This window comes from Lysinibacillus sp. EB271-A1-10B, from assembly GCF_058791335.1.
Genome location: NZ_JBYTDL010000008.1, coordinates 121,597 through 135,657 on the forward strand (window position 1 = coordinate 121,597; position 14,061 = coordinate 135,657).

The window sequence follows — 14,061 nt, forward strand, 5'->3', positions numbered from 1 at the left end:
CCTCTCTGGAATCATAACATTTTTTAACGTTTCCGTCTAATTTTGAATGAAATTAGATGAATTGAAATTATTTTAGAAACAAATCCATTATGCCTCGGCATAATGCATCCGGAATCAAGTTTGTGCTTGCACATTCGACTCCAAGACTCCGCTTTCGCGGGTATTTAGACACCCACTGAAAGAAGTTAAAATATAGCAAAACACCGTTCAAAGTTTGAACGGTGTTTCTATTCATAGGTACTTTTTTTTTATTTTATAGTTTCTAATACACGAACGAATTGTCCTTTAGAATGAGGATATCCAGCTTGCGTAATTTTCACTTTTACAAGTTGACCGATTAGGCTTTCTGGACCTTCAAATACTACTTTTAAGTAATTATCAGTATAGCCTGTTAAAAGACCTGCCTCAACGCTTTCATCATGCACGAATTCTTCAGGAATTACCTCTAACACTTGATCTTCAAAGCGAGAAGAATATTCCTTCGCTAATTGATCATTTAAAGCGATTAATCGGTGAACACGTTCGTTTTTAATGTTTTCGTCAATTTGGTCCTCCATGCGCGCAGCTGGTGTACCTGTACGTGGAGAGAACGGGAATACGTGTAATTCAGAAAACTTATGGTCACGAATAAAGTTATATGTTTCCATGAACTCTTCCTCAGTTTCACCTGGGAAACCTACGATTACATCAGAAGTGACCGCCAAGTCTGGTAAAGCTTCATGTAGTTTAGTTAAACGTTCACCGAAGAACTCCATTGTATACTTACGACGCATACGTTTTAAAACTGTATCAGAGCCAGATTGGATTGGAATGTGTAAGTGGTTAACAACGATTTTTGATTCACGTAAAACTTCAATCACTTCATCTGTTAATTGACTTGCCTCAATCGAAGAAATACGAAGGCGTTTTAAGCCTTTCACATTTGCCTCTAAATCACGTAGAAGCTGGGCTAAATTGTAATCTTTTAAGTCTTGTCCATAGCCACCTGTATGAATACCAGTTAGTACAATTTCAAGATACCCTGCATCCACTAGTTGTTGGGCTTGGCTTAATACTTCTTGAGGATCTCGAGAACGCATTAACCCACGTGCCCATGGAATAATACAAAACGTACAGAAGTTATTACAGCCTTCTTGTATTTTTAAAGATGCGCGTGTACGGTCTGTAAATGCAGGCACGTCTAATTCCTCATACACACGATTTTTCATAATGTTACGCACAGCATTAATTGGTTGGCGTTCAGTAAGATATTGATCTATGTAGCCAAGTAATTTTGTACGATCCTGTGTTCCTACAACAATGTCAACACCAGGAATCGCCATAATTTCAGCTGGGGATGTTTGAGCGTAACATCCTGTAACACAAATGACAGCGTCTGGATTTTGACGAATAGCTCGACGGATAACTTGACGTGATTTTTTATCCCCTGTATTTGTTACTGTACATGTATTAATGACATAGACGTCCGCTTGACGATCAAACTCCGTACGATCATAACCTTCTTCTTTAAATAACTGCCAAATTGCTTCTGTTTCATAATGATTTACTTTACAACCTAGAGTATGGAAACTCACGATTTTTGATCGCTCGTTACTCATAATATATATCATCCTTTCAAGAGTACACTACAATAAATTAAATTATCAACGTGTCTTATAATAGCACAAATAAATAAAATGAGCCTAGCTTTTTGGCTAGGCTTCAAAAAATATATAAATGAAAATTGTTTACTAATAAGAGTTGCTCTACTAAAAATACAAATAATATAAAAGAAAAAAAGTCCAATCTCAAAATAAATTGCAAAAAGGCAGTTGAAAATTAGATTCACTCTAACTTTCAACTGCCCACTCAAATAGTAAATTTTTATCAGTGCCGTTAAATAGTTTTGGGCAGTTTTTTCAATTACATTTTCTTAGAACAGCCCTTTAATTTGTACTATTTGTTCTACTCCTCTAAAAACTAGATCAAGGACTAACTGGAGGAGTAAGTCCTAAAAGAACAGGAGTTACTACAGTGCTACCCGCTCCAAGGCGAACTTGTTGAACTTGCAGTACTTTTACTGTAAGATCAAGAACAATTTTTTCACGTAATGTGCAGAAAGTACCTTCTGGTGCTGCCATAATTGGTGAAAAATCTAGTTCAAAGAAGTTTGCAGCAACTAACTCGCCAAATGGTTGCTCATTGTACTTCACGAGATTTTGGAAGAAAGCCTTATCCAATCGAGCATCCATTTGAGTAACTTCATTCAGGAAGTTCGCTTCGGCAAACTCAGAAATCCCTAAGATTGGAGTAGTGCCTCCAGGTGTTTGTGGGAAAATAAGTTCTGTAAAACCAGAAAACGGAACGTCTGCAATTCTATCACGAAGTGCGCCATTACATGCTGATGAAGCATATTCAATATTTTTACGAATATGTCCTGCTACAAATAATTTAGCTCTTGTTACTCTAAAAAAGTCAGTGTTATCAATACGTGCAAATCTAACCGGCACTAATTTAACTTGATTTAGGAATACATTTTTTTTCACTCTTTTGATTTCAGTTGCTGCAGGAGTAAGCGTAATATCTGACTCCACAACTATTTGAAGTGTTGGTTCTGCAAGTACAACTGGAACTTTAATAGTTGGGGCTGTAACTGGTGTAGCGATTAGTGGAGTAGCCTCACTATTTAAAGGTATTTGTTCAGTTGATGCTACAGGGCAAGGTAGCATTTGATTTTCTAATTGTTCACTCAAAAAATTCCCTCTTTTCATTTTTTAGTCATTAGAGAGCGCTCTCTATATTGCTAGAATATGTAGCTATTAAATCTATACATGGACGTATATACTAGTTTTTTTCTGATATTACAAAAGGGATTTTTGAGTTGAGAGATAAGTTTTATTACCCTCTAGACTCTTGACTGTCATAACGGACTCGAATTTTCTGTACTTGTAGCATATGAATGATCAATTCTAATACCATATTTTGGCACAATTGGTTTGAGTGAATAATTGATTCATCTTGTGCAGGTACTGCATCCGTAGTCTGAAATGTAGTATATTCAATATTTTGATTTATAAAGCCTTCAATAAATAATTTTCCCTTTAACGCTGTACATGTCCCATTATTTAATGATTGGGAAAACTGACTAGGTACGAATCTACAGTTGGTTAGTACTACCTCATTCGAGATATCTTTTACTCCCACAATTCCTTTGTCAATTTGAATAAATTCTTCAAGACATATTTCTATCTTATATTCCCCTACAACAACCGGAACTCTAATATGCATAACATCATCGGAAGCGTAAGAGTGATTATTTGTTTCTCCTTTTTTAATTGATTGTGTGTTATGTAAAGGAACTACAACTGATTTAGACGGATTACTCGTCTGATTATTTTTTTCATAAGTATCATTTTTCATTAAAAATATTATTTCATTAATTTTTGAGTGAACTAAACGACAATCGGGCTGTTCAGGATAATCGGTTGAAGTATTAAATAGTTTAGTTTCAAGTTGAGGGGTAAGTTGATTGTTTAAATCAAGAAAATCAAATGTATTTTTAACAACCTCACCACAAATAGGAGCATGAAGAAAATCATCAATTTCTATATGAGTAGAAATTAGACTTTTTTTGGTTATAGAACATATTTGTCCTTGCGCTGAACTAATAGATACACTAATATCACCTGTAGAATTGTTTTTCTCCATCTCTTCTGTATCAATATCTCCATCAACTTTAGAAGGGCTGTGTAGCTCGCTATTAGGATCTAAACGCACTGCAAGATCCTCTTCTTCTACAGGACCGGTTTCATCCGCCTCTTCATTATTACGGAGATCATTCATTTCATCCTCTACATCAACTTCAGAAGGGCTGTGTAGCTCGCCAGTAGAATCTAAATGTGTTGCAAGATCCTTTTCTTCTACAAGACTGGTTTCATTCGCCTTTTCTTTATTACGGAGATCATTCATTTCATTCTCTATATCAACTTCAGAAGTGCCGTGTAGCTCGCCAGTAGAATCTAAATGCGTTTCAAGATCCTCTTCTTCTACAGGACTGGTTTCATCCGCCTCTTCTTTATTAAGGGGATCGTTCATTTCATTCTCAACATCAATTTCAGGAGGAATGAGTAGCTCACTATCGGGATTTAGATGCGTTGCAAGGCTGGTTTCATCTTTTTCTATAGCAAGGTCATTATTTTTAAAATCGACATTTAAAGAATATGAAATGTCACCTGTAGTATCTAGTTGAGGTGTATGATCTATCTTTTTCTTGGGTTTAATTTGATAATTACAATTGATGAAAACTTTTTGTTTGGAACTTATTTCTTTCATTTCTCTAAAATTAATCCATGGAGTTTTCATTCGTTCACTCCTAAATAATGTATTGACAAATAACGTGCAACAGGTGATTTGTAAAAAACTCCTAAGCATTTTTCCAGCCAAGACAGCTTTTTGGTCAAATATTCAGACTTTATGCGTTATTCTTGAGAGACATGTTCAAAATCCGTTTCTTCAAGAAAACTCACACTATAACCCTTCTTCGTTTTTAATTCCATGAAATTCTTTTTTCTTTTATTTTGATCTAAGTGTTGCACTTATAATTACAATCCATTTTATGCATTACTTTTACTTTTGCCACTCGGTCATTTCCAAATCTCAGTAGAAATGCGTTTAAGTCGATTATTTAAATAGAAAATATCTATCTTTACATTATTTTGTTTTCAACCCGATAATATATAGCAAAAAGGCAGTTAACAGTTCTATTCAATCAAACTGTCAACTGCCAAAATTCAAATATTGGATTTTCAATATCCCCCGAAACACCCGTTTTTATCTACTCGCTCCTCTAATTAACAAGGATTAGAAGGAGGATCAGGTCTAACTGGTGGATCAGCAGGACTAACCGGTGGAGTCAATCCTGGTAAAACAGGAGTTATTACAGCACTACCAGCTCCAAGGCGGACTTGTTGAACTTGCAGTACTTTTACTGTAAGATCTAGAACAATTTTTTCACGCAATGTGCGGAAAGTACCTTCAGGTGATGTCATAACTGGTGAAAAATCAAGTTCAAAGAAGTTTGCAGCAACTAACTCGCCAAATGGTTGCTCATTGTACTTCACTAGATTTTGGAAGAAAGCCTTATCCAATCGAGCATCCATTTGAGTACGTTCATTCAGGAAGTTCGCTTCAGCAAACTCGGAAATTCCGATGATTGGAGTAGTACCTCCAAGTGTTTGTGGGAAAATAAGTTCTGTAAAACCAGAAAACGGAACATCAGCAATTCTATCTTGTAGCGCTCCATTACATGCCGCTGAAGCATATTCTATATTTTTGCGAATATGCCCTGCTACAAACAATTTAGCTCTTGTTACCCTAAAAAAGTCAGTGTTATCAATACGTGCAAATCTAACCGGCACTAATTTAACTTGATTTAGGAAAACATTTTTTTTCACTCTTTTGATTTCAGTTGCTGCAGGATCCAGCGTAATATCTGATTCCACAACTATTTGAAGTGTTGGTTCTGCAAGTGCAACTGGAACTTTAATAGTTGGTGCCGTAACCGGTGTAGCGGCTAGTATAGTAGCCTCACTATTTAATGGTATTTGTTCAGTTGATGTTACTGGACAAGGTGGCATTTGATTTTGATTTTCACATTGACCACTCAAAAAATTCCCCTCTTTTCATTTTGTAGTATTCGAGAGCTCTCAGTATCAGAATATGTTGCAATTAAATCTATGAATGGACGCGTATACTAGTTTTTTATTCATTTAGATAAAGGGGATTTTTGAGCTGAGGGATAAAAATGAACACAATGCCAGGTACTCACCGTTGTGATGCCTGATTTGACAATATTCCTTCAATATGGGATTTCACTAAAAAAACCGATTCAAAGTTTATTGAATCGGCTCTACTTATAGGATTACCTAATAAAAACAGTCATTGAATGTAGTTTCTAAACCTTTGCACGACTGCCTATATATGCAAAAAAAAAAATGATGTTTACTCATTCATTGTGTGAAAATCTCTTTTAACAAGGCTAAACGCTGTCTCATTCAAATTCATACGATATTGCAGATAGCGCATAGAGTGGTGCCGTTTCTGCTCGTAAAATTCGGGGTCCTAAAGACATCGTTTGAGCACCTGCTTGAAGCAGGGCATCCGCTTCTTTTCGTGCAATGCCGCCTTCAGGACCAAAGATAATAAGAATAGATTTCGACTTCTTGTCATACACGTTTTTTAGCTTCTCTGCAAACCTTGTACGTTGTTCTGCTTTTGCATCCTCTTCATCCGCTATAAAAACGGCGTCGAAATTGCCTACTTGTTCTACTAGCTGTTTAAAAGAAATCGGTTCATATATTTCTGGGATATGTGTACGATGGGATTGCTCAGCTGCCTCTTTTGCAATTTTTTGTAGACGCTCTTGCTTTTTGGCACCTTTCTTTTTATCCCATTTAACGATGGAACGCTCCGCTTCAAATGGCAACAAGGCAAACATTCCAAGCTCTGTCGCCTTTTGTGTAATCAGTTCTAACTTATCGCCCTTCGGCAACCCACATGCCACTGTTACATGGACAGGTAACTCTGGTGAAGGAACGATTTCACCCGTAGTTTGAACGTGTACCTCATCCCCTTCAAAGGCTGAAATTTCACAAATATGAGCAGTATTTTGTGCGACAACTACGATTTTGTCGCCCTCTTTCATACGCATTACTCGTTCAATATGTCGGGCATCTTCTCCGCTAATTCTTGCTTCCGCTATGGCTGTCTCAATAAAATATCGCTGCATTTAAAACCGTACTCCTTTCTAGAAAGAAGAGAAAACGCCAAATCACAAGCACTCGGCTTCCGATTTGGCGCTTCCTCAGTCCACTTATTGTGGTCGACGTGCAATGATTGCTACCCAATCTTCCATTAATAATACTTCTTCGATTACAAAGCCTGAAGCTTCTAGTGCTGCTTTTACATCATCACGTTTTGCGGCAATGATGCCTGAAGTGACATATAATCCACCCGGTTTAACAATTGAAAATGCATCGTCAGTAAAGGACATAATAATTTCTGCTAAAATATTAGCCACAACGACATCAGCTGGTTCCTTTACAGTATCCAATAAGTTCCCATGGAATACTGATACTTTATCATCCACTTTATTTAATGCAACATTTTCTTGTGCTGAACGTACAGCTACTTCGTCTAAATCAAGTGCATGCACGCTCTTAGCACCTAGTAAGGCTGCACCGATTGATAAAACGCCCGAACCCGTTCCGATATCGATAACCCAATCTTCCTCTTTTACAACCTTCTCAAGCCCCTGTAAACACATAACAGTTGTAGGGTGTGTTCCTGTACCGAAAGCCATACCAGGATCTAATTCAATAATTAGTTCGTCTGTTGTTACTGGTACATATTCTTCCCATGTTGGTACGATTGTAAAGCGTTCAGAAATTTTTACAGGATGATAGTATTGCTTCCATGCTGTTGCCCAATCTTCCTCGTTAACTTCCACAATCGAAACAACATTTTCACCAATATCGATGTTGAAGTTCGTTAGATTCGTTATAGCCGCCTTAATTTCTTCGACTGTTTCATTTAAAAAACTAGACTCCGATAAGTAAGCCTTAACAATAACACCATCTTTCGGAAAATCTGCTTCATTTAGCGCATAAATTTCACCATACTGATCTTCTCGTGGCTTCGCAAATTCTGCAGAATCCTCAATAACCACACCACTTGCCCCTGCTTCATGCAAAATATTCGAAATTGCTTCTACCGCTTCATTTTTTGTATGAATGGATAATTCTGACCACTTCACGTAGCTCTTCAGCTCCTCTAATTATTCACCTTGGAATTTTTTCTTAATTTTATCGAATAGTGTGCTTCCTTGCTCTTCAGGAATATCACCACTGATTTCCGCAAATTCACGTAGTAATTGCTTTTGTTTTTCTGTTAATTTTTCTGGCGTTACAACTTTTACTGTTACATATTGATTCCCTGTGCCATAGCCATGGACGTTTTTGACACCTTTGTCTTTTAGACGGAATTGTGCACCTGACTGTGTTCCCGCTGGAATGCGTAGTTTTACTTTCCCATGAACAGTCGGAACTTCAATTTCATCACCAAGAGCTGCTTGTGGGAATGTCAGTTTTAGTTCGAAATAAATATCATCGCCATCACGCTCAAACTCTTTATGTCCTTGAACGCGGAACATAATATATAAATCCCCCGCAGGTCCTCCGTTTATACCTGGCTCACCTTGACCAGACACACGAATTTGCTGACCATCGTCAACACCTGCTGGAATGTTAACTTTGATTTTCTTACGTTGTTGAACTTTCCCTTCACCACGACAAGTAGAACATTTTTCTTTAATGATTTTACCTGCACCTTGACATGTAGAACAAGTACGACGATTCATCATACGGCCAAATGGTGTATCTACTGCCTGATTTACTTGACCTGCACCTTGACATGTTGAACATGTCTCAGGATCAGTACCCGGTTTTGCACCTGAACCTTGGCAAGTATTACATTCTTCATCTTTTGGAATTTCGATTTCTGTTTCTTTTCCGAAAATTGCTTCCTCAAACGAAATATTCATACGATATTGAAGGTCATCACCTTTGCGTGGTGCATTCGGGTCCTGACGGCGACCGCCACCACCAAAGAATGAACTGAAAATATCCTCGAAGCCGCCAAAGCCGCCGCCTCCGAAGCCTGCATTTGGATCCTCGTGGCCAAATTGATCATAGCGTGCTTTTTTCTGATCGTCACTTAATACTTCATAAGCTTCAGCGATTTCTTTGAATTTTTCATCTGCACCTGGCTCTTTATTAAGGTCAGGATGGTATTGCTTTGATAATTTACGGTATGCTTTTTTAATTTCATCTTTAGAAGCCGATTTCGTTAAACCAAGCACCTCGTAGTAATCGCGTTTCTCCATGATTCACACTCCGCTCTTTTTGCATAAAATCTATTGTATCATGCAGTTAAAAAAACTGCCTCTATTTTATTACTAATTATTCATTAAAAATGTTGCATCACATGTTTTTTCTCTTTTCTCTTAAATACCCTACGCCACTAGACAATTAAATGGGCATAACTTATAGCAGTAAATAAAGAGAAAAGCCAAAGCCGCAAGCGGTCTTTGGCTTCTTCACTTAACTGTGTTACTTACTATTATTTATCGTCTTTTACTTCTTCAAAGTCAGCGTCTACGATGTCGTCTTTTTTACCATCGCCAGCTTCTGCACCTGCTTCGCCACCTTGAGCTGCTTGAGCAGCTGCTGCAGCTTGTTCATATACTTTCATTACTAGTGGTTGTAATACACCTTCTAGTTTTTCTTTAGCAGATTTAATGCCTTCTAATTCGCCAGCTTCAAGCGCTTTTTTCAGCTCATCACGAGCATCTTCTACAGATTTTTTCTCGTCTTCTGTAATTTGTTCGCCTAAATCAGCAATTGTTTTGTCAACTTGGAACACTAATTGGTCAGCTTCGTTGCGAAGATCTGCTTCCTCTTTACGTTTAGTATCCGCTTCAGCATTTGCCTCTGCATCTTTTACCATACGTTCGATTTCTTCCTCAGATAAACCAGAATCAGATTGGATAACAATTGTTTGTTCTTTGTTTGTACCAAGGTCTTTCGCTTTAACAGATACGATACCATTTTTATCAATATCGAATGTTACTTCGATTTGTGGTACACCACGTGGTGCTGGCGGAATATCCGATAATTGGAAGCGACCTAATGTTTTGTTGTCAGCTGCCATTGAGCGTTCACCTTGTAGTACGTGAATATCTACTGCTGGTTGGTTGTCAGCTGCAGTTGAGAATACTTGTGATTTAGATGTTGGGATCGTAGTATTACGGTCAATTAATTTTGTGAATACGCCACCCATAGTTTCGATACCTAATGAAAGTGGTGTTACGTCAAGTAGAACTACGTCTTTAACATCACCTGTTAATACGCCACCTTGAACTGCAGCACCCATTGCTACAACTTCATCAGGGTTTACACCGCGGTGTGGTTCTTTATTAGTTTCTTTACGTACAGCTTCTTGTACAGCTGGAATACGAGTAGAACCACCAACTAAGATTACTTGGTCAATTTCAGATGTTGAAAGACCTGCATCAGATAATGCTTGACGTACCGGACCTACTGTACGGTTTACTAATGGTAATGTAATTTCGTCAAATTTAGCACGAGTTAAAGAAATTTCTAAGTGTAATGGACCCGCTTCACCAGCAGTGATGAATGGTAAAGAAATTTGAGTAGATGTTACACCTGATAAGTCTTTTTTCGCTTTTTCAGCTGCGTCTTTTAGACGTTGCATAGCCATTTTATCTTTTGAAAGGTCAATGCCATTTTCTTTTTTGAATTCTGCTACAAGATACTCGATGATAGCATCGTCGAAATCGTCCCCACCTAGTTTGTTATCACCAGCTGTTGCTAATACTTCAAATACACCGTCACCTAATTCAAGAATAGATACGTCAAATGTACCGCCACCAAGGTCAAATACTAATACTTTTTGATCTGTATCTTGTTTGTCTAAACCATAAGCAAGTGCAGCAGCTGTTGGTTCGTTGATAATACGTTCTACTTCTAAACCAGCGATTTTACCAGCGTCTTTTGTAGCTTGACGTTGAGCATCGTTGAAGTAAGCAGGTACAGTAATAACTGCTTTTGTTACTTTTTCACCTAAGTAGTCTTCAGCATAACCTTTTAAGTATTGAAGAATCATTGCAGAAACTTCTTGTGGCGTATATTCTTTATCTTCCACTTGAACTTTTTCAGATGTACCCATTTTAGATTTAATAGAAATAATTGTGTTAGGGTTTGTTACAGATTGACGTTTCGCTACTTCACCAACTTGACGTTCTCCGCCTTTAAATGCAACAACAGATGGTGTTGTACGGTTACCTTCTGGGTTTGGAATTACTTTTGGTTCTCCGCCTTCAAGTACAGAGACACATGAGTTTGTTGTTCCTAAGTCAATACCGATAATTTTGCTCATTAAAATTTCCTCCTATTATTGAAACGCAAATGATGCGTTTTCTAACTAATAATTGTAATTAACTAAATAGTACTAAGTCTATTCGTTCACAGATACCATCGTTGGGCGTAATACGCGATCCTTTAATATATAACCTTTTTGAAGCTCGCGTAAAACAACACCAGTCTCTTTTTCACTATCTTGCTCCTGCATAACAGCTTGGTGAACATTTGGATCAAATTGCTCACCTTCAGCTTTAATAATTTGCAAGCCTTCCTTCTCAGTTGCTTCGATCAGAGAACGGTACACCATTTCAATACCTTTTACGATAGAAGCCGTTTCTTCTGAAGTCGCTTCAACTTGTAAGGCACGCTCAAAATTATCAATGACTGGCAGTAAATCTGACAGTAAAGTTTGAGCACGATACTTTTCAGCAGCCTCACGATCAAGTTGGTTGCGACGACGAATATTATCGAAGTCAGCACGTAAACGTATATGACGGTTTTCCTCATCGTCTAGCTTTACTTGTAACTCAGCTAGCTTTGCTTCGTACTGTTCTTCGATTGTTAATTCGACTTCTTGTTCTTCTACTTTAACTTCTGTTTCTTCTACTTCATTTTCAGCTTGTACGTCTTCTTGTACAAGGTCTTTGTTTTCAGTTGTTTCCGTCACTTGAAATCCTCCTCATTATCAATCACTACGATTCTTCGTAAAGGCTTGTGTTAAATCCATGCGCATTACATCTAGTAAAGCAACAACACGTTTATAATCCATTCGTGTTGGACCAATAATTGCTATAGCCCCTTGCTGTTCTTCACCAATAGAATAAGTGGTCGTAATGACACTACAGTTTTCCATTTCTAGTTGTTTATTTTCCGAGCCTATACGAATATGAATGCCCGATTCATTAGGATGGAAGAGCGATTGCACTTGGCTAGTCGTTTCCATTAAGTCCAAAATCATACGGACTTTATTTAAATCGTGGAATTCCGGTTGGTTGAACATATTTGTTTTACCACCATAGAAAACTTTACTTTCCGAATTATGCATCGTCGCTGTCACGAGAGAGCGAATAAAATCATCCGCTGATTGAACATGCTGTTGTAATACTGTTAGCACTTCAGCTTCGAGTTTTTTATGAATATCTTCTAATGACTCACCAACTAGACGTTCATTTAAGATATTAACCATTTTCTCTAAATCAGAAGCGGTAAAATTAGGAGGTAAACTAAACATGCGATTTTCAACATGTCCATTATTCGTTACGATAATCGCTACTGCTGCATCGCTAGAAAGTGGCACAATTGAAAATCGTTTAACACGATGTCTTTGGACATCTGGTCCTAAAAGAATCGATGTATACGATGTCAGCTCCGATAAAATATTGGCCGACTTTCTGATAATATGCTCTACTTCTACTAAGCGATCGTTAAAAATTGATTGGATTTGCTGAATGTCCCTCGAATTAATGCCTTGAGGGCTCAACAAATGATCTACATAAAATCTATAACCCTTTTCCGAAGGCACTCGACCAGAGGAAGTGTGCGTTTTTTCCAAGAAGCCTAATTCCTCTAAATCCGCCATTTCATTTCGAATTGTGGCTGGACTAAATGTAATCTCTTGCTTTTTGGAGATTTGGCGAGAACCTACCGGCTGTGCAAACATAATAAAGTCGTCTACTATAGCTTGCAATATTTGTAATTGCCGATTTGTTAGCATGATCATCACCTCTGTTAGCACTCAACTAAGAGGAGTGCTAATACTATTATTAAGTTATCAAATCCTACATTTTATGTCAACGATATCGCTCAATCTTCTAGTAAAAATTGTTGAAATACTTCATTCCCTACAAAACGACCTTTTCGAGTAAGGCGAATTCCTTTAGTATCATGCTCCAATAGACCTTCTGAAACTAATTTTTCTATGATATGTGAGTAATGCCTATGCATGGATTCATTAAATTTTTCTTCATATATAGTGTGTGTAATTCCTTCCGTTTTACGCAGCCCTAAAAACATTTGCTCTTCACATTTTTCTTTCTCTGTTACAACATGTTCATATACAATTGGTAGTTCTCCTGCATTTACTGTATCCATATACTTTTTCAATGGTCCATGATTTGAATATCGCACACCTGCTAGATATCCATGAGCACCCGCTCCAAAGCCTGCATATTCATCGTTTTCCCAGTAAATTTTGTTATGTGTAGAACTGAAACCAGATTGAGCAAAGTTACTAATTTCATATTGATGAAGTCCATGTACCTCCATCTGGTTCATTAACACCTCGTACATATCTGCTTCAAGATCTTCAGTTGGTAAATGAAGCTTACCTTTTGTGTATTGATTATAAAAAATCGTTTTCGGTTCAACGATTAGTGAATAAGCGGAATAATGTGGTATATCAAGCCCGAACGCTTTTTCTAAAGTATCCTTCCATTGTGCCATCGTTTGTCCTGGCAAACCGTACATTAAATCCAAACTAATGTTTCTAAAGCCTACCTTTTTCGCTAAGTCAATTGTTTCATAGACATGATTGTTGCTATGTGTACGGCCAATCTTTTTTAACAACTCTTGATTAAAGGATTGCACACCCATGCTTATGCGATTTACACCACCAGCAAATAATGCTTGTAATTTTGCTTCTGATAGCTCGTCCGGATTGGCCTCTGACGTAAACTCCGTCACACTGTCCATTGGAATGTACGTACGGATAAGTTCAAGAAGTCTCTCTAGTTGTTGCGGCGTTAATGCTGTTGGTGTACCGCCACCAAGAAATATCGTTTCGATTTTTTTAAAACTTTCAGGATATTTTTTAGTCGCAAGCTCCATCTCCTTGCCAAGCATTTCTATATATTCATCAACTGGTTGATTTTTAAAATAAAATTTATTGAAATCGCAATAGTTGCAAATTTGATGACAAAAAGGAATATGAATGTAAACACCTCGTGCCATAGCTATCCCTTCTTTCTCGTTAGTCTTTTTCCATTTCCTCATTATAAACAATCGTGACAGGGAACGCCATGAATCCAACCAGTTAAAATAACTAAATCAAAACTAAATGGTTTGGACATTATTTATCTATAAC

Annotated in this window: 11 protein-coding genes; all 11 read right to left on the bottom strand. The window is 37.5% G+C overall.

Annotated elements, in window-relative coordinates; genetic code table 11:
• Window positions 1-248: 248 nt before the first annotated feature.
• The 11 genes from mtaB to hemW all read right to left on the bottom strand — a co-directional run bounded on the left by mtaB (window position 249) and on the right by hemW (window position 13,928).
• Complete coding sequence (gene mtaB, locus AC3WSK_RS12985; protein WP_079563485.1) at window positions 249-1,598, bottom strand: tRNA (N(6)-L-threonylcarbamoyladenosine(37)-C(2))-methylthiotransferase MtaB; 1,350 nt, start codon at window positions 1,596-1,598, stop codon at window positions 249-251.
• A gap of 366 nt (window positions 1,599-1,964) precedes the next feature.
• Entirely contained in the window at window positions 1,965-2,732 is a 768-nt protein-coding gene (locus AC3WSK_RS12990) for a CsxC family protein (protein ID WP_170939055.1), read from the bottom strand.
• Window positions 2,733-2,877: 145 nt separating this feature from the next.
• Window positions 2,878-4,341, bottom strand: coding sequence for a BC_2427 family protein (locus AC3WSK_RS12995; protein ID WP_492413456.1), 1,464 nt, complete (start codon window positions 4,339-4,341; stop codon window positions 2,878-2,880).
• Window positions 4,342-4,829: 488 nt separating this feature from the next.
• The gene (locus AC3WSK_RS13000; protein WP_481817195.1) at window positions 4,830-5,615 is read right to left on the bottom strand and encodes a CsxC family protein; all 786 of its coding nucleotides are present in this window, start codon (window positions 5,613-5,615) and stop codon (window positions 4,830-4,832) included.
• A 413-nt stretch (window positions 5,616-6,028) separates the two neighbouring features.
• The gene (locus AC3WSK_RS13005; protein WP_492413458.1) at window positions 6,029-6,766 is read right to left on the bottom strand and encodes a 16S rRNA (uracil(1498)-N(3))-methyltransferase; all 738 of its coding nucleotides are present in this window, start codon (window positions 6,764-6,766) and stop codon (window positions 6,029-6,031) included.
• An 84-nt stretch (window positions 6,767-6,850) separates the two neighbouring features.
• Complete coding sequence (prmA, locus tag AC3WSK_RS13010; protein ID WP_427483587.1) at window positions 6,851-7,792, bottom strand: 50S ribosomal protein L11 methyltransferase; 942 nt, start codon at window positions 7,790-7,792, stop codon at window positions 6,851-6,853.
• Between the two features lie 21 nt (window positions 7,793-7,813).
• Window positions 7,814-8,920 (bottom strand): molecular chaperone DnaJ, encoded by a 1,107-nt coding sequence (gene dnaJ, locus AC3WSK_RS13015; protein ID WP_079563491.1) that lies wholly within the window; start codon window positions 8,918-8,920, stop codon window positions 7,814-7,816.
• A gap of 236 nt (window positions 8,921-9,156) precedes the next feature.
• Window positions 9,157-10,995 (bottom strand): molecular chaperone DnaK, encoded by a 1,839-nt coding sequence (gene dnaK, locus AC3WSK_RS13020; protein ID WP_079563492.1) that lies wholly within the window; start codon window positions 10,993-10,995, stop codon window positions 9,157-9,159.
• Window positions 10,996-11,073: 78 nt separating this feature from the next.
• A complete protein-coding gene (gene grpE, locus AC3WSK_RS13025) occupies window positions 11,074-11,646 on the bottom strand; it encodes a nucleotide exchange factor GrpE (protein ID WP_427483586.1) in 573 nt (190 codons plus the stop codon).
• Window positions 11,647-11,664: 18 nt separating this feature from the next.
• On the bottom strand, window positions 11,665-12,693 hold the full coding sequence (gene hrcA / locus AC3WSK_RS13030; protein ID WP_427483585.1) for a heat-inducible transcriptional repressor HrcA: 1,029 nt from the start codon (window positions 12,691-12,693) through the stop codon (window positions 11,665-11,667).
• An 89-nt stretch (window positions 12,694-12,782) separates the two neighbouring features.
• Complete coding sequence (hemW, locus tag AC3WSK_RS13035; protein ID WP_492413461.1) at window positions 12,783-13,928, bottom strand: radical SAM family heme chaperone HemW; 1,146 nt, start codon at window positions 13,926-13,928, stop codon at window positions 12,783-12,785.
• Window positions 13,929-14,061 lie beyond the last annotated feature (133 nt).

Excerpts from the sequence above, each read along its gene's own strand:
- mtaB (WP_079563485.1), bottom strand. The coding sequence starts at position 1,598 with ATGAGTAACGAGCGATCAAAAATCGTGAGTTTCCATACTCTAGGTTGT.
- hemW (WP_492413461.1), bottom strand. The coding sequence starts at position 13,928 with ATGGCACGAGGTGTTTACATTCATATTCCTTTTTGTCATCAAATTTGC.
- AC3WSK_RS12995 (WP_492413456.1), bottom strand. The coding sequence starts at position 4,341 with ATGAAAACTCCATGGATTAATTTTAGAGAAATGAAAGAAATAAGTTCC.
- AC3WSK_RS13005 (WP_492413458.1), bottom strand. The coding sequence starts at position 6,766 with ATGCAGCGATATTTTATTGAGACAGCCATAGCGGAAGCAAGAATTAGC.
- dnaK (WP_079563492.1), bottom strand. The coding sequence starts at position 10,995 with ATGAGCAAAATTATCGGTATTGACTTAGGAACAACAAACTCATGTGTC.
- AC3WSK_RS13000 (WP_481817195.1), bottom strand. The coding sequence starts at position 5,615 with ATGCCACCTTGTCCAGTAACATCAACTGAACAAATACCATTAAATAGT.
- hrcA (WP_427483585.1), bottom strand. The coding sequence starts at position 12,693 with ATGCTAACAAATCGGCAATTACAAATATTGCAAGCTATAGTAGACGAC.
- dnaJ (WP_079563491.1), bottom strand. The coding sequence starts at position 8,920 with ATGGAGAAACGCGATTACTACGAGGTGCTTGGTTTAACGAAATCGGCT.